10 protein-coding genes are annotated in these 18431 nt (G+C 32.7%); 1 reads left to right on the forward strand and 9 read right to left on the reverse strand.

Annotated elements, in window-relative coordinates:
* Window positions 1–184: 184 nt before the first annotated feature.
* The 5 genes from sufD to C8C85_RS08400 all read right to left on the reverse strand — a co-directional run bounded on the left by sufD (window position 185) and on the right by C8C85_RS08400 (window position 4715).
* On the reverse strand, window positions 185–1501 hold the full coding sequence (gene sufD / locus C8C85_RS08380; protein WP_116796666.1) for a Fe-S cluster assembly protein SufD: 1317 nt from the start codon (window positions 1499–1501) through the stop codon (window positions 185–187).
* 83 nt (window positions 1502–1584) lie between these two features.
* A complete protein-coding gene (sufC, locus tag C8C85_RS08385; RefSeq protein WP_116796667.1) occupies window positions 1585–2337 on the reverse strand; it encodes a Fe-S cluster assembly ATPase SufC in 753 nt (250 codons plus the stop codon).
* Between the two features lie 40 nt (window positions 2338–2377).
* Window positions 2378–2767 (reverse strand): four helix bundle protein, encoded by a 390-nt coding sequence (locus tag C8C85_RS08390; RefSeq protein ID WP_116796668.1) that lies wholly within the window; start codon window positions 2765–2767, stop codon window positions 2378–2380.
* An 81-nt stretch (window positions 2768–2848) separates the two neighbouring features.
* Window positions 2849–4297: a Fe-S cluster assembly protein SufB gene (gene sufB, locus C8C85_RS08395; protein WP_116798438.1), complete on the reverse strand. Its 1449-nt coding sequence runs from the start codon at window positions 4295–4297 to the stop codon at window positions 2849–2851.
* 88 nt (window positions 4298–4385) lie between these two features.
* Window positions 4386–4715 carry a HesB/IscA family protein gene (locus tag C8C85_RS08400; protein ID WP_077374886.1) on the reverse strand — a complete coding sequence of 110 codons (330 nt, stop codon included), beginning with the start codon at window positions 4713–4715 and terminating at the stop codon, window positions 4386–4388.
* A gap of 264 nt (window positions 4716–4979) precedes the next feature.
* On the opposite strand from C8C85_RS08400, the gene C8C85_RS08405 reads away from it, so the two are divergent.
* Window positions 4980–5837 carry an MBL fold metallo-hydrolase gene (locus C8C85_RS08405; RefSeq protein WP_116796669.1) on the forward strand — a complete coding sequence of 286 codons (858 nt, stop codon included), beginning with the start codon at window positions 4980–4982 and terminating at the stop codon, window positions 5835–5837.
* Window positions 5838–5903: 66 nt separating this feature from the next.
* On the opposite strand, the gene C8C85_RS08410 is transcribed toward C8C85_RS08405, so the two are convergent.
* From C8C85_RS08410 to C8C85_RS08425, 4 genes are all read right to left on the reverse strand, one after another.
* A complete protein-coding gene (locus C8C85_RS08410; protein WP_116796670.1) occupies window positions 5904–7211 on the reverse strand; it encodes an NCS2 family permease in 1308 nt (435 codons plus the stop codon).
* 130 nt (window positions 7212–7341) lie between these two features.
* On the reverse strand, window positions 7342–11541 hold the full coding sequence (locus tag C8C85_RS08415; RefSeq protein WP_116796671.1) for a T9SS type A sorting domain-containing protein: 4200 nt from the start codon (window positions 11539–11541) through the stop codon (window positions 7342–7344).
* A 283-nt stretch (window positions 11542–11824) separates the two neighbouring features.
* Window positions 11825–12529 (reverse strand): hypothetical protein, encoded by a 705-nt coding sequence (locus C8C85_RS08420; protein ID WP_116796672.1) that lies wholly within the window; start codon window positions 12527–12529, stop codon window positions 11825–11827.
* A gap of 4 nt (window positions 12530–12533) precedes the next feature.
* Entirely contained in the window at window positions 12534–18368 is a 5835-nt protein-coding gene (locus C8C85_RS08425) for a T9SS type A sorting domain-containing protein (protein WP_116796673.1), read from the reverse strand.
* Between the last annotated feature and the right edge of the window lie 63 nt (window positions 18369–18431).

Here is an 18431-nt window from a genome sequence, read left to right on the forward strand (position 1 = left end):
AAACATCCATATAATTCGATAAGTCTTACTTTGGGTTTAGGACTATCTTTTTTTGGTTTTATACTATTAATCTATAGTTTAGCAAAAAAATGAATTCTTCCACAAAGTAAAAATAATAAAGGCACAAAGTTTATAAAACTTTGTGCCTTTATGTATAAATATTAGCTAACCTTGCGGTTAAAAATTATAAATCAAATCCAATTTTGACACCCAATTTCATGGCGATGATTTTGGTGATTCGTTGTTTCAATTCTGGTATTTTTATGTTTTCGATTACGGCATTCGAGAAAGCGTACATCAATAATGCTTTGGCCTCTTTTTTAGGGATTCCACGTTGTTGCATATAGAACATAGCAGTTTCGTCTAGTTGACCAATAGTACAACCGTGTGAACATTTTACATCATCGGCAAAAATTTCCAATTGCGGTTTGGCGTTAATTGTTGCTTTATCGCTCAAAAGAATGTTGTTGCTTTTTTGGAAAGCATTTGTTTTTTGAGCTTCTCTTTCCACATATACTTTTCCGTTGAAAACTCCTGTCGAGCGGTCATTGAAAATTCCTTTATAATCTTGGTAACTTTCACAATTTGGTGTTGCGTGGTTCACTAATGTATAGTGATCAACGTGTTGATTATCACCAATAATAGTGATTCCGTTCAAGGTACTAGTCAATCTTTCTCCAAAGTGGTAGAAATTTAAATTGTTTCTCGTTAAGTTTCCTCCAAAAGAGAAAGTGTGAACCGAAACGTGACTTTCTTGTTTTTGGGAAACATAAGTGTTGTCAATCAAATTGGCTTCTAGGTTGTCATTTTGAATTTTATAATAATCCACAATGGCCCTTTTTTGAGCAAAAATCTCGGTAACCGAATTGGTTAAAACTGGATTTTCGTTCAAACTTTGATGACGTTCTATGATTTGTACGTGTGAGTTTTCACCAACAATAACCAAGTTTCTAGGTTGAACTAAAAGTGCATTTTCGCCCCCTGTAGAGAAATACATGATCTCGATAGGTTTGTCTGCAACTTTGCTTTTTGGAATATTAATATAAGCTCCTTCATTTGCGAAAGCAGTATTCAATGAAGTCAAACTCTCCTCTTTGCTGGCAATCTGATTGAAGTAAGTGTCAATAATCATTTTGTATTTTGGCTTGTTTAATGCTGATGACATTAAGCAAACATCGATACCGTCATGAGTTGTTGAAGATAAATGTGAACTAAAAACACCGTCTACAAAAACTACTTTGTAGGTGTCTATTTCGTGTAAAAAGTATTTTTTTACATCGCTATATTGAATGGCATTTTCTGTTTTTGGAAAAACGCTAAAGTCATTTTTTAAGATAGCATTTAGCGAAGTGTATTTCCAACTTTCTTCCTTTTTGGTTGGGAATCCTTTATTTTCGAAGTTTTTTATGGCTGCAGTTCGCACATCGTGAAGTTCGGAATGAACATCAACACGTTCTTCAAAAGCCATAAAAGACGATAGTAATTTTTCTTTTAATTCCATATTCTTTAATTGTTTAAAGTTTAAGGTTTAAAAGTTTAAAGTTAGCTCGAGTCAACTTTAAACTTTAGACTTTAAACAAATTTTTAAGCTTCTAGTTCTTGTTTAATCCAATCGTATCCTTTTTCTTCTAGCTCGTGTGCTAATTCTGCTCCGCCTGATTTTACAATTTTTCCGTTGTGAAGAACGTGAACAAAATCCGGAACGATATAATCCAATAATCTTTGGTAGTGGGTAATTACAATGACAGCATTTTTATCGCTTTTCAATTTATTTACACCATTGGCAACAATTCTTAAAGCATCGATATCAAGACCAGAGTCGGTTTCGTCAAGGATAGCCAGTTTTGGTTCCAGCATTGCCATTTGAAAAATTTCATTTCTTTTTTTCTCACCACCTGAGAAACCTTCGTTAAGAGAACGAGAAAGAAACTTTCTGTCGATTTCCAATAATTCTGATTTTTCACGAATTAATTTCAACATTTCATTTGCTGGCATTTCATCTTGACCTTTAGCTTTACGAGTTTCGTTGATTGCTGATCTCATGAAGTTGGTAACCGAAACCCCTGGAATTTCCACTGGGTATTGGAACGAAAGGAAAACACCTTTGTGCGCTCTTTCTTCTGGAGCTAGATCTGCAAGATCTTCCCCGTCCAAAATTACTTCACCATCAGTTACTTCGTAGTTTTCGTTTCCAGCAATTACAGCCGAAAGTGTACTTTTTCCAGCACCATTTGGTCCCATTATAGCATGAACTTCTCCAGCTTTTACTTCAAGGTTTATCCCTTTTAATATTTCTTTGTCACCTATTGAGGCGTGAAGGTTTTTTATACTAAGCATGTTTTTTTTGTTTAAAGTTTAAAGTTTAAAGTTCTCATGGTTACTGAAACTTTGTACCTTTAAAATCTTTTTTGTTTAAATATGATATAAAATTATTTATTTTTCCACTCAACTTTTCATATTCAAAAATTAAGCTGTCTAATTTTTCTTGATTGATATAATCATTATCAAAAACTCTATAAAGTTGAGATCTTGATTCTCCAGCAGATCCTTTTGCTATCGATAAAAATTGTCGAAATTCTAAATTTCCATTTCTTTCAAATCCTTCGGCTATATTATCCATAACAGAACCCGATGAAGCTTTAATTTGATCTTTTAGCCTAAAGTCTGTTTTTAAATCTGTTTCCTTGGAAATTACAATTACTTCTTTCGATAATCTTCTAGCATCTTGCCAAATTTCTAAATCTTCAAATCTTTTTATTGTAGCCATATATTTGTTTAAAATTATTTTGCTTAAGGTTTTAAAAGTTAAGTGGCTCAACTTTAAACCTTAAACTTTAAACAAATATAATTACCCTACAGAACCTTCCAACGAAATTTCCAATAATTTTTGTGCTTCTACGGCAAACTCCATCGGTAATTTATTCAACACATCTTTACTGAAACCATTTACGATAAGTGCAATTGCTTTTTCGGTTGGGATTCCACGTTGGTTGCAATAGAAAACTTGGTCTTCACCAATTTTACTGGTTGTAGCTTCATGTTCTATTTTTGCTGTCGGATTTTTGCTTTCAATATATGGGAAAGTATGTGCTCCGCAATGATTCCCCATTAACAGTGAATCACATTGTGAAAAGTTTCTGGCGTTCTCTGCTCTGGCCCCAATTTGAACCAAACCTCTATAACTGTTTTGTGATTTTCCAGCAGAAATTCCTTTAGAAATAATAGTCGATTTGGTGTTTTTACCTAAATGAATCATTTTGGTTCCGGTATCGGCCTGTTGGTAATTATTGGTAACGGCAATGGAGTAAAATTCTCCGATTGAGTTGTCACCTTTTAAAATAACAGAAGGATATTTCCAGGTAATTGCAGATCCTGTTTCTACTTGAGTCCAGGATATTTTGGCATTTTTTTCACAAAACCCTCTTTTGGTTACAAAATTGAAAACACCACCTTTACCTTCTTTATTTCCAGGATACCAGTTTTGAACAGTAGAATATTTAATTTCGGCATCGTCCAAAGCAATCAATTCTACTACTGCAGCATGCAATTGATTTTCGTCGCGAGTAGGAGCAGTACATCCTTCTAAATAAGAAACGTAACTACCTTCGTCAGCAACTAACAGGGTTCTTTCGAATTGCCCGGTTCCTGCTTGATTGATTCTAAAATAAGTGGACAGTTCCATTGGGCAACGAACCCCTTTTGGAATATAACAGAACGATCCGTCTGAGAAAACAGCCGAATTTAAGGCTGCATAAAAATTATCTTTTTGAGGAACAACAGTACCCAAATATTTACGAACTAAGTCTGGATATTCACGAATAGCTTCGGAAATACTCATGAAGATAATTCCTTTTTCGGCTAATGTCTTTTTGAATGTTGTTGCTACCGAAACCGAGTCAACTACGATATCCATGGCAACATTATTCATCATTTTTTGCTCATCAACAGAGATACCTAACTTTTTGTACATTTCTAAAAGTTCAGGATCTACGTCGTCAAGCGTTTTGTTTGGGTCTGCTTTTTTGGGAGCTGAGTAATAAGATATGGCTTGAAAGTCTGGTTTTTGATACTTAACGTTTGCCCATTCTGGCTCGATCATTTCTTCCCAAGCACGAAAAGCCTCAATGCGCCAATCGGTCATCCATTGTGGTTCGTCTTTCTTTTTAGAAATAGCTCGAACAATATCTTCATTCAAACCAATAGGAAACGTCTCCGACTCTAATTCAGTATAAAATCCGTATTCGTATTCTTTAGTTTCTAATTCGATTTTTAAATCGTCTTCGGTGTATTTTGACATTTTTTTATTTTTTAAAACCATTAAGAAATTAAGATTTGTTAAGACTTAAACAGCTTAATTTCTTAATGGTTTAAATGTTTTTTTCTTTTTATAGTGAGAAACTTTCCCCACAACCGCAAGTTCTGTTGGCATTTGGATTGTTAAAAACGAATCCTTTCCCGTTTAATCCTCCTGAAAATTCCAATATAGTTCCTGCTAAATAAAGGAATGATTTTTTTTCGACAGCGATTGTGATATCGTTGTCAACAAAAATTTTGTCGTCTTCGCCTTTAGTTTTGTCAAATTTCAAATCATAAGACAAACCAGAGCATCCACCGCTTTTTACGCCGACTCTCACGTAGTCCACAGCGGCATCGAAACCATCGTCTTTCATCAAATCGATGATTTTCTTTTTGGCAGTATCAGAAACTTGTATCATTTGTTAGTAGTATTTGTTTTGTGTTTTTGACATAAATGGCTTAAAATGAATCTCTAAAAAGAGAACATAATTCTGTAAAGCTCATTTATGCGCTATCTTTATTTCGTCTAAATTAACTGCAAAGATACTATATAAAATGCTTTTTCCCATAAGTGATAACATTTATATAACTAATGCCAAAATAGAAATTTGTTATATATGGTAGAATTAAGCCATTGGATTTTGCTAAATTGCAGGTTCTCTTTAAACATATAAAATATAATAATGAAACTTTATCCAATAGAAACAGGCAATTTTAAACTCGATGGTGGGGCAATGTTTGGTGTAGTACCCAAAACCATTTGGAACAAAACCAATCCTGCCGACGAAAACAATCTGATAGATATTGCCGCCCGCTGTTTGTTGATTGAAGACGGAAACCGATTAATTTTGATTGACACCGGAATGGGAAACAAACAATCCGACAAGTTTTTTGGATATTACTCACTTTGGGGCACTCATTCTATGGACAAATCATTGGCTCAATACGGTTTTCATCGCGATGATATTACCGATGTTTTTATGACGCATTTGCATTTTGATCATTGCGGCGGTAGTGTACAATGGAACAAGGACAAAACAGGTTATGAACCGGCGTTTAAAAATGCTAAATTCTGGAGCAACGAAAATCATTGGGAGTGGGCGACAAAACCGAACGCCAGAGAGAAAGCCTCTTTTTTGTCAGAGAATATTTTGCCAATGCAGGAAAGCGGACAGTTGAATTTTGTTGCTAAACCTGACGGAGATTTTGGGTTTTCAAATGAATTGGGATTTGGCATTTTTTATGCCGATGGTCATACCGAAAAGCAAATGATTCCGCACATTCAGTATCAAGATAAAACTATTGTTTTTTGTGCTGATTTATTGGCGACAGTTGGACACTTGCCTTTGCCCTATGTCATGGGATATGATACGAGACCATTATTGACTATGCCCGAGAAATCAAAATTCTTGAACGCAGCCGCTGATAACAATTACTACTTGTTTCTGGAACACGATGCACATAACGAAATCATAACAGTTCAACATACCGAAAAAGGAGTGAGATTGAAAGAGGTATTTAGTTGTTCGGATATTTTTTAAAATCCAAAATAAGTGAGCCAAAAGAAATCCCCATTTTCAAATCGATAAAAATGGGGATTTCTTTTGTTATTTCATTTGTGCAATTATAATGCTTAGGATTGAAAATATACCAACACCCCACATCATTGGAGTTACTTCTTTGGTGTTTTTAGTAAATAAAGCCAAGATAATATAGCAGGCAAATCCATAAGCTATTCCATTACTGATACTATAAGTGAGAGGCATCATAATCATGGTTAAAAAGGCTGGAACACCTATATGTAAATCAGTAAAATTGATTCTGGATAAATGTTTGGACATATAGATTCCAACCAGAACTAGAGCAGGTGCGGTTGCATAAGCAGGAACGATTGTGATAATAGGAGAGAAAAACAAGGCTAAAAAGAAAAATAACGCCACAAATACCGAACTTAATCCGGTTTTGGCTCCATTGGCAATTCCTGTAGCCGATTCAATAAACACCACTGTGTTGCTTGTGCCCAAAATTCCACTGCACATAGTTGCAATACCATCGGCTTCCAATACTTTTTTGAGATGAGGCATTTTACCATTTTTGCCAACCAGATTTGCCTCATACGAACAGGCTATTGCAGTTCCAATAGAATCAAACAAGCTTACAAAAAGGAAAGAGAAGATGGCTGAGGCAAAACTTAATTTTAAGACTCCCAAAATATTTAATTGCCAAAAAATAGGAGCAATGGATGGTGGTAACGAAAAAACGTGGGTTGGTAAATGTACATTGGGGTCAAATCCAATTCCTAAGCAAGTTCCTATTAGGATTCCAATCAAGATGGCTCCTTTTACTTTGTAAATTTCTAAGATCACAGTGATAAAAAGGGTAAGTAAACCAATTACAACAGCTGGAGTAAATTTGCCTAATGTTACTAAAGTGTCTGGATGAGCCACAATAAGTCCTAATTGTTTGAACCCAATAAAGGCAATAAAAAAACCAACACCACAGCCCATAGCCACCTGCAAGGAGGGAGGAATGGCTTCTACGATTTTATGACGAACTCCAAAAAAGGATATTATTGTAAAAAATACTCCAGATAAGAAAACAACTCCCAAAGCATCTTGCCAGGAAACCCCTTGTCCCAAAACCAGTGTAAAGGCAAACATGGCATTTAGTCCCATACCGGGAGCCATTGCAAAAGGGACTTTGGCCCAAATTCCAACTAACAAAGTTCCAAAAATGGCTGCAATGCAAGTCACCGAAATGAGTGCTTCTTTTGGCATACCGGTCATGGACAGTATGTTTGGGTTTACAAAAATAATGTAAGCCATAGACAAGAAAGTAACCAAACCACCAAGAGCTTCTTGCTTTACTGAAGTTTCACGTTCTTTTATTTTAAAGTAATCTTGTATTTTGCCCATGTGGTCTTGGATTTATTGCTGCTGAAACGTATAATTGTTTTCCCGAAGAACTCAAATTTACAATAAAAAATAAAACCCCCATTTTCAAATGAATGAAAAATGGGGGTTATTGATTACTATAAATGATAAACTATTTCACTATGACTTTTTTGGCAGTATTGGCTCCTTCGCTTTCTAAATAGATATAGTAAATGCCCCTAGGGAGACCCTCTAAATGTATTGTATGGTCTTTGGCCCCTGAAGTAAATGTTGTTGTTTTTATTAATTTCCCTAAAGCATCATAAACGGTTACTTTTTCAAGCACAATATTATCAATGTGTAATTCTCCTTTGGTTGGATTTGGGAAAATTGCAACTTTATCAAAAACTGAATCTTCGATTCCTAATTTGGAACAAGTTGAGGAATAGGTAGCTGTTGCATCTTTTATTTGACTCCAATTTTGATTGGAATAGGCTACATTGTCAACCTTGATACACGAAAGATTTGGGTTGTTTGAAAAGCTGGTGTACACAACCGTTTGGGATATTTTATTAGTAGGTTTTGCTAACACAAAATTAGCATTATTTCCATTTTGTAGATTTAATGATGTCAGTTGATTAAACTCAACATTTAGCGATTTTATTTTTGGATTTTGTGAAATATCAAGCGCGGTCAATTGATTTCCTAGCGCATTTAAAACTGTTAATTCTTTATTTTGAGAAAGATCTATTTGCATTACTTTATTGTTGCTAAAATCCAATTCTGAAAGATTTGTGTTTTTAGAGACATCTAAGCTTGTTAGATTATTTCCACTAATGGAGACATATTGAAGCATCAGGTTTTTGCTAAAATCTACGGACGTTAAGTTAGTACCGTTAGCCGTAAAATACTTTAGAGCTGTGAAGTTTTCAATTCCGGTTAAATCTTTAATATTAGTATTTGAAAGATCTAAAGAGGTAATTGATTCGATGCTAGTAGTAGAAATTTTTCCATTTAAACCATCTGTGTCAATTCCTAAATCAATTAGTTTTTGTTCAAAACTTGAATTTGGAATGAGTGTGTAAACAAGATTACAATCTGTTGAATAATTAGCTGTAATATCTTTTAAATTTGCCCAATTGGTATTTGAATAAGCGATATCATCGACTTGGATACAAGTTAAGTTCGGATTTCCTGTGAAATTCAAAAACCTAGTATCGAAAAGAGCTTTGTTTCCATTATTTTTTAGGTTCAGATTTAATAATTTGTTATTCTGACAAAGTAAAAAGACGACGGAATTATTTTTGGAAATATCCAATGAGGTTATTTGGTTGTCATTACAAAATAAAGAGTTCAATATTAAATTATGAGAAAGATCTAAATTTGTAAGTTGATTTGATTGACAGTTTAAAAATCCAAGCGAACTGTTTTTTGAAACATCGATAGTGGTTATATTATTGGAAGAGAAAGTTAGAGCGCCTAATTTGGAGTTTTTAGAAACATCAATAGAGGATATTTTATTATAATCAAAAAATAGTTCGATAAGTAAAAGGTTTTTGGAGACATCTAAATCAGAAAGTTGATTTGTGTTGCAAGCTAAAGTTTCCAAAGATAGATTATTTGAAATATCTAAAGAAGTTATGTTGTTGGCAGAACATCTTAAACTTTCCAAAGATAAGTTCTTAGACACATCTAGAGTAGATAATTTATTGTTACTGCATTCTAAGCTAATTAGTGCCAGATTTTTAGAAGTATTGAGAGTAGTCAATTCATTTTGAGAACAATTCAAATTAGTCAAAGCGACAAAATCCTGAATACCTGTCAAATCTGAAATTGAATTTGACGAAACATCCAATGAAGTGAGTTTGTCCACGTTTGCGGTCAGAACTTTCCCATCTGCAACACCAGAATCGATACCGAGAGAAATCAACTTGTTCTCAAACTTAACATCGGATATATAAGTATATAGATTTGAGGTGGAGCAGTCTGTATTAAAATTTGCAGTATCGTCTTTAATTGAGCTCCAATTTGCATTAGAATAAATCGCATCATCAACTTGGATGCAAGTTAACTTTGGATTTCCGGTAAAATTCAGATAGTTATTTGCGAAATGAGTTTGGTTTCCATTTTTTAAATTTAAATCTAATAACTTGTTATTCTGACAAAACAAATAACCTAAAGAGCCATTTTTGGAAACATCTAATGAGGTTATTTGATTGTCATTACAATATAAGGTGCCTAATTGCAAATTATGTGAGATATCTAGGTCAGTAAATTGATTTGATTGACAGTTTAAGAAACCAAGACTATTATTATTTGAAACATCTATACCAGTTAAATTATTAAAAGAGAAACCAAGCGTATTTAATGATTTGTTTTTAGAAACATCTATCGTGGTTAACTTATTATAATCAAATATTAAGACTGATAATGCAAGGTTTTTGGAAACATCTAGATCTGTAAGTTGATTCGTGTCACACATTAAAGTCGTTAAGGAAAGATTATTCGAAACATCTAATGAAGTTATATGATTATGAGAGCATTTTAAACTTTCTAATGACAAGTTCTTTGATAGATCTAAAGCAGATAACTTATTGACATTACATTGTAAACTAAGTAGTGCCGAGTTTTTAGAAATATCCAGTGTTGTTAAATAGTTAGCGGTACAAATTAGTTCTTTTAAAGACGTAAAATCTTGAATTCCGGTTAAATCTGCAATTGAACTTAACGAAACATCTAAAGAAGTTAGTTTGTCCACATTGGCGGTAGGTACCTTTCCATCAGTAATTCCTGAGTCGATACCAAGAGCAATTAATTTGTTTTCAAAATTCACATCCGGAATCAATGTATAGGCTGTACAGTCTATATTATAGGTAGCAGTTGCATCTTTTTTGGTTGACCAATTCGCATTAGAATAAATTGGATCATCAACTTGGATGCATTTTAGATTAGGGTTGTTTATAAAACTTATATCGGCAAGTAGTGTGTTTGTCCCATTTTTAATGTTTAAATCGTTTAAAAGATTATCTTGGCAGTACAAAATAGTCAGTGCCTTATTCTTGGAAACATCTAAAGTTGTAAGTTGTCCATTTCCGCAATACAATTCCTTAAGTGCTGTATTTTTAGAAACATCAAGAGTGGAGACATTAATATTTTCGCACAATAGAGATTCCAGTTTGAGATTCTTAGAAATATCCAGATTACTGAATTGATTTCCGGAACAAGCTAAAGATGTTAGATTAGTAAGCATAGAAACATCTAATGATGTCAGCTTATTGTTATGACAATTTAAATAAAAGATAGATAGATTATTGGAAATATCCAAAGATGTCAGTTGATTGAATCCACAGTCTAAATATCGCAGTATTTTGTTTTGTGATACATCTAAAGTTTTTATTTGATTACTATTACAGCCAAACCAATCCAAATACAAATTCTTAGTCACATCAAGATTGGTTAATTTATTATCAACACATAATAATGCCTTAAGAGCGAGTAAGTTAGAGACGTCAAGTGCTGTGATATGATTAAAAATACAGTCTAATGAAGTTAAATTTGTATTTGCTGATACATCTAAAGCTGTTAGGTTATTATACCTGCAAATAAGTTCGTTTAAATTTTTGCTATTTGAAACATTAAGTGTTGAAAGTTTATTATATCCACAATCCAATTTCTTCAAAGAAGTAAAACTTTCTATTCCCGCTAAATTTGTGATATTACTATTGGTGACATCCAAAGACGTAATTGAAGACACATTTGAAGTTAGTACTTTCCCGTCTGCAACACCAGAATCAATACCAAGTGCAATCAACTTGTTCTCAAAATTTACATCTGGAATCAGTGTGTATTGCGCTCCAATTGTCGCTACATCAATCACGGAAACATTGTCAACCAGAATCTCTGAATTTAACGTTCCGGTAGTCCAAATATCTACCTCTATATTTTCGCTTACCGCAGGAGTGTAGTCAAATTCAACTTGTCTCCATTCACTATTAGAAAATGTAGCGTCTGTTTTTTTGATGATTTCCTCTTTAAAAGCACCAGGTTTGTGGTATAAACTAAGGTCAATAGCAGAAAAACTGCCCGAAACTAATTTGTGATACAAAGTAATACGGTAGGTTTTGTTGGCCACAACAGGAAAATATTCACTGTTGATGTAATTAAATGTTCCATCAGCAATCATCATGTTGGTGCTTGATAAACCATTTTGAGCCGAAGTACTTTGTGAGACAAAACCACTGAAATACCGGAACCAATTATCAGGCTGTGAGGAAGAAGTCCAATTTTCGAAATCCCCATTGGGAACCAAATTGGTTTGTGCGTTAATGATCAGTGAGAATAGCGTTAAAAATAAAAGTAATTTTGTTTTCATAGGTTATTTGGCTTTAGTTGTAAGGCAAATACAAGAGTACGAAACTTAATTAACTTTCCTACATTAATTTTTCGGAATATCCTACGTTTTTTATTTTTTTGAAAATATTTCTTTACAAGTTTAAAACTGGAAAACATCAACGACTATAAATCGCTAGGATTATAAAAATAGTAAAGAGAATGGAGAATAGAAATACTATGTTCCAATAAAAACAAAACCCCCATTTTCAAATGAATGAAAAATGGGGGCGTTTTAAGAGTAATTTTTTTGTGCTTTTAAGAAGTTAATTGGTTTTAAACTTCCAAACTTGTCCAACAGTTTCTCCTCCTTTATTGTCTTTGACAACTACTTTCCAAAAATATTCTTTGGCAAGTTCTAATTGAACATCAAGCGTTTTTGAGGTAGCATTTTCTTTTATTTTATCGGTCGGAGGATTACTAGTTCCAAAATATACATCATAAGTCAAAACATCTGTTGCATCTACATCTGTTGCATTCCATTTTAAAGCGGCTGTAGTTGTGCTCAAAACTGTGTTTATAGCCGGTTCTACTATTTCTGGAGAGAAAGGCAAGTGGTTCACTACAGCATCACCCGAAGTATAAAATTTGTATGTAGCCGAATAATCACTCGATAATCCTTTACTGTCGGTTGCTTTAATTCTCCAATAATAGGCTGTGTTCTTTTCTAATGCAATAGTTTGAGCTGCAGTAGATGACTCAGCCGTTTTTACAATTTGTGAAAATGTATTGTCTTTAGCGATTTGAATTTGATAGACTATAGCATCTTTGTTTGCATCGGTAGCAGTATTCCATTGAAAAGCAACTGTATTATCTACACATAATTTGTTATCCGTTGGAGTAACCAATGCAGGTATTGTTGGAGCAACATTTTTAACTTCTGGAGTGGGAGTAGGTGCTGGATCATCCCCACCTCCGCTACAAGAAATAAATAAAAGACCAACGATTGATAGGTATATAAAATTCTTCATTTTTTTAATTTTTTATAATTTTTAGATAGTCTGGAGTGTCTAACTCAATTTTGGCAACATAAATTCCTGTAGCTTGATTTTCAAGAGAAAGTTGCGCTTTACCGTTTTCTACAGTATAGGTTTTAGTTGAAATCATTTGACCATCCAAAGTGTATAAGGTTATAACCACTTCTTTCTTAGCAGTTGGTAATTCAATTTCAAAACTTCCTGAAGTTGGATTTGGATAAGCAGAAATCGCTCCATCTAAACGGGCAATATCTTTGGCATAAATTCCCTCACAGGCTTTTGCGGTTTTTACTTGCAATAAACCTCCCTTTTTGGTATCTACAGTAAAGTTAGAATCAGTGGTTTCAAATTGTTCTACACCATCTACAAAAACAGTATATGGAGCAGTTCCTTCAGTAATTTCTACAGAAACTTTATTAGCGGCAACACTCGATTTTCCAGTAATTGTTGCTCCTTTAGGAATAATTACCGTAAAGCTTTGTTCGAATGTTTCACCAGGAATAGTAATGGAAATAGTATAGGTTCCGGGAGTTAAATTTGGAACTTTTAAACTGTTATTGGTAAAAGAATAAGAGCCTGCATTTATTTTTGCTTTATATCCAAAAGTCGCAGTAGCTGTAATATTTATTTCTCCATTATTAGAGTTAAGGCAGGTTTCGCCTTTTGACTCAACGTTGAAATTGTTTACAGGCAATGACAATGCTTTGCATTCTACACTATTAAAAGAGGCAGTTGCATCTTTATTAGTTGCCCAATTGGTATTAGAATATGCCACATCATCTACCAAAATACAGTATAAGTTTGGATTATTATAAAGAGATAAAGTTGATTTATCGATTAAAGTATTTTTACCATTTTTAAGATTTAAAGCCAAAAGGTTGTTTGAATGACATTGCATTATTATTAAAGCCACATTTTTAGAAACATCCAAAAAGGTTAATTTATTGGTTTGACAAGAGAGAGTAGTCAAAACTGTATTTTTTGAAACGTCTAGAATAGTTAATTTGTTATTACTAATATATAAATTAACTAAAGCCAAATTTTTTGAAACATCTACTGAAGTTAATTGGTTGGCGTAACAATTTAAAGTAATCAAAGCCAGGTTTTTAGACACATCAAGTGCTGTTAATTGGTTGTTGTTACATTTTAAAGTAGTCAAGGACACAAAATCCTGTATTCCTGTCAAATCAGTGATCGAACTTGAAGAAACGTCAAGTGAGCTTACAGATGCTATGCTTCCAGTTAAAACTTTTCCGTTTTTACCATCAGTGTCAATGCCCAATGCAATCAATTTGTCTTCAAACATAGCATCTGGAATTGCCGTAGAGTAGGCACAGTCGAAACTATAACTCGCTGTAGCGTCTTTATAAAAAGACCAGTTTGTATTGGAATAATTGACATCATCAACTTGTATGCAGTTTAAATCTGGATTATTGGTAAAATTTTTGATACTTGGTCCATTATTAACTGTATTGTTTCCATTCTTTAAATTTAGTGAAACTAGTTTGTTGTTTGGGCAATAGATTTCGGTCAAGTTTGTATTCTTAGAAAAATCAAGTGTTCTAAATAAATTGTCATTACAATGAATCAGTTGTAGTTTAGTATTGTACACTAAATTTAACATTGTTAATTTATTAAAAGCAACATTTAAACTCTCTAGATTATGATTATAAGACAGATTTAGCTTTGTTAACTCATTATTGTTACAACTTAAACTCTGTAATGATGTAAAATCTTCAATTCCTGTTAAATCTGAAATCCCAACATTTGATACATCCAAAGAGGTTAAAGTAGTAATATTTGCTGTGAGAACTTTACCGTTTTTTCCATCAGTATCAATGCCTAAGGCAATCAATTTATCTTCAAACTTAGGGTCAGGTATTAAAGTTGAGTTAGCACAATTATTACTGTAATTTGCACTAGAATCTTTGTAATTTTTCCAATTAGAATTTGAAAAAGTAATATCATCTACTTCAATACAACTTAAATAAGGATTATTTTGAAAATTTGAATAGCCTAATTTAAGATTATTTCCGTTTTTAAGATTCAAACTTTTTAATTGATTATAGTCACAAAATAATTGACTTAGTTTAGTGTGTTTTGATAAATCTAAATCTCTCAATTGATTGGCACGACATCCCAAAATATTTAACTGTAGATTTTTAGAAACATCTAATCTTGTTAATTTGTTGCTATCACAACTTAAATAATTTAATAAATTGTTATTTGAAACATCGATATTGGTTAATAGATTAACATCACATTCTAGATTTCCCAGAGAAATGTTATTGGAAACATTTAAGTCTGTTATATAATTTTCCGAACATTTTAAATATTCTAAATTTATGTTTTTGGAAACATCCAATACTTTTATTTTATTTTGCTGACAATAAAGTGTTTTTAAAGCTATGTTTTTTGAAACATCAATCGATTCGAATTTCCCTTTTCCTGACGCCCCTGTATTTTTAGGGAAATAAGAAATTGATAAATATTCTAATGCTGTGTTTTTTGTTACATCTAAACTTGACATTAAGTTTGCACTACAATCTAATTTTTGTAATAAAGTATTATTAGAAACATTAATTTCAGGTAATTTATTTGAATAACATTCTAATACAGTCAAAGATGAATTTTTGGTAACGTCTAGTGTTGTTAATTGATTGTAATAACAATACAAATAAGTCAAAGCTACATTTTTGGAAATATCTAGACTTGTTAATTTATTATTGTAACAATTTAAAGTTTTCAATGCGACAAAATCTTGAATACCTGTTAAGTCAGCAATAGAGCTATTTGATACATCCAAACTTGTTAATTTCGAAATACTTTCAGTAGTCACTTTACCATTTTTACCATCTTTGTCTATTTCTAATGCAATTAGTTTGTCTTCAAACTTAGAGTCAGGAATTAGTGTATAAATAGTACAATCGAGACTGAAATTAGCTGTTGCATCTTTGGTAGTAGCCCAATTGGAAGCAGCTGTAACATCAGCTACTTGTATGCAAACCAATGTTGGATTATTAGAGCAATTTAGGGTTGTAATTGAAGCGTTTTTAGAAAGATCTATTTTGACAAACAAATTTCCGGAACAATTAAGAGTTGTCAATGCAGTAAATCCTTCAATTCCTTTCAAATTGGCAATAGAACCATTAGATACATCCAATGTGCTAATAGATGCTATACTTGAATTTAATACAAAACCGTTTTTGCCATCTGTATCAATACCTGATGCAATTAATTTGTCTTCAAATTTAGCATCTGGAATTGCTGTAATTGTTGAACAGTCATAAGCGGAATAAAATGCAGTAGTATCTTTTTTATTAGCCCAATTGGTATTTGAATAGGAAACATCATCAACAGCAATACACCTTAAATCTGGATTGGATGAAAGAGTTATATCATTCAATAAAGTGTTTTTACCATTTTTTAGATTCAAGTTAGTCAATCTGTTTGAGTAACAATTAAAATAAGTCAAAGCTACATTTTTAGAAATATCTAATGTCGTTAGTTTATTTGTGCTACAACCTAAAGAAGTTAAATCGATGTTTTTAGAAACATCCAAAGAAGTTATTTGATTATTCCAACATTGTAAATTAACTAAAGCAAGATTTTGGGAAACATCTAGAGTCGTCAACTGATTTCTAGAAGGATACAAATTAGTCAAAGCCTTATTTTTTGTAACATCTAAACTGGTTAATTCATTATAATCACAATTTAAAGTTTTCAATGCCACAAAATCCTGAATCCCCGTTAGGTCAGCAATAGAACTATATGAAACATCTAGTGATGTTAAAGAAGCTATGCTTTCAGTAGCTACTTTTCCATTTTTACCATCTCTATCTATACCTAAAGCGATTAGTTTGTCTTCAAATTTGGCGTTAGGGATAAGTGTAAAAATGGTACAATCTAGACTAAAACTTGCTGTTGTATCTTTGGTTGTAGCCCAGTTTGCAGCTGCTGCGATATCAGCCACTTGGATACAGATTAGGTTTGGGTTATTAATACAATTTAAAGTAGCGATTACAGTGTTTTTTGAAACATCTACTTTTTTTAATAAATTTCCGGAACAATTTAAAGTTGTCAAAGCCGTGAATGCTTGTATCCCTGTTAAATCGCCAATGGAACTATTGGATACATCTAGTGAAGTTATAGCTGCAATGCTCGAATTTAATACAATACCATTTTTACCATCGGTATCTATTCCAAGTGCTATAAGTTTGTCTTCAAATTTTGCATCTGGAATTTTTGTAATGGTCGAGCAGACAAAAGGAGAATAAAAAGCAAAAGAATCTTTTTTATTTGCCCAATTGTTGTTTGAATAGGAAACATCATCAACAGTAATGCATCTTAGGTTAGGATTTAATGAAAGATCTATAGATGTTAATAAAGTGTTTTTTCCGTTTTTTAGATTTAAACTGTTTAAAAAATTTGATCTACATGATAGTGATGTTAGATTCACATTTTTGGTAAGATCCAATACAGTAATTGGGTTGTTGTCGCAAATAAATCTTGTTAAAGCTATATTTTGGGACAAATCTATAGATGTTATCTTTCCCATTTCACTGCCACTAGTGAAACTAAGATAATGAGCGATCTCTAAATATTTTAATGCTATATTTTTAGTAACATCAATAGTTGATAATAAGGTTCCTCTACAAATTAATTCGGTAAGAGCAATATTATTGGTAATGTCTAAATTGCTAATTGAATTTGATTGACAATTTAATGATTTTAGATTTACATTTTTAGAAAGATCTATAGCAGTTAATTTTGTAGTTGCACAGGATAAATATGTTAACGCTAAATTCTTGGATAAATCTAATGTTGTAATAGGATTGTTGTCGCAAATAAAACTTGTTAATCCTGTGTTTTGCGATAAATCTATAGAAGTAAACTTTCCTGTTGGACCACCGCCCATTGTGCCATAAGCATACAATGCAATATCTAAAGATTGCAATTGAATGTTTTTAGTAATATCTAGAGTTGGTATTGAATTTGCTCTACAAATAAGAACAGTTAAAGCTACATTTTTAGACACATCTAAACTGGTTAATTTATTGGAGTAACAATAAAGTTCGGTTAAAGTCACATTTTTAGACACATCTAAACTGGTTAATTTGTTATTATCACAATGTAAAATTTTCAAAGCCACAAAATCCTGAATTCCTGTCAAATCACTTATTGTGCTTGAAGAAATATTCAGGGAAGTTAGTTTATTGATGCTGTTGGTTAGTACTTTACCGTCTGCAGCTCCATAATCAATCCCCATTGCAATCAACTTGTTCTCAAAATTCACATCTGGAATAGTTGTATATTGTTCTGTTCCTTGAACGTACACTTGCACATCGTCAATCAAAACATTGAATGCTGCTGCATCAAAAGTATATAACGAAATACTCAAATCATAAGACAGGTTTTGGTCTGGTGTAAAAGTGGTTTCTTTTACGGTCCAATTGTTGTCTGTTGCAAAAGTGCTACTGGATAGTGTTGTTGCACTGCCGTTTTGACTAATGTTTAAACTTATCGGATGTTGACCGCTATAGTTACCACTAACATACTTATACTTAAATTTTACAGTATAAGTAGTTCCTGCGGTCATTGGTACTAGAGCAGTGATTTTTGGTTTAGTGGTGCTGTTTGCGATAGACAGTTGTGCACTCTTACTTCCTTCAATGTAAGAAGAAGTGTTTTGGGTGACATTGTTTTCTATCGTCCAGTTGGATAATGTGGTGCTATTCGTCCAAGTTTCAAATCCACCATTGGGAACCAAATTGGTTTGAGCATAAGTAGATAATGATGCTAAAAATAGCAAAATAAGTAATTTTGTTTTCATAGATTTTGGCTTTAGTTATAAGGCAATGCAAGAGTACAAAATTTAATTTATTTTCTTACAATA

It is taken from the genome of Flavobacterium sp. 103, from assembly GCF_003096795.1.
GTDB lineage: Bacteria > Bacteroidota > Bacteroidia > Flavobacteriales > Flavobacteriaceae > Flavobacterium.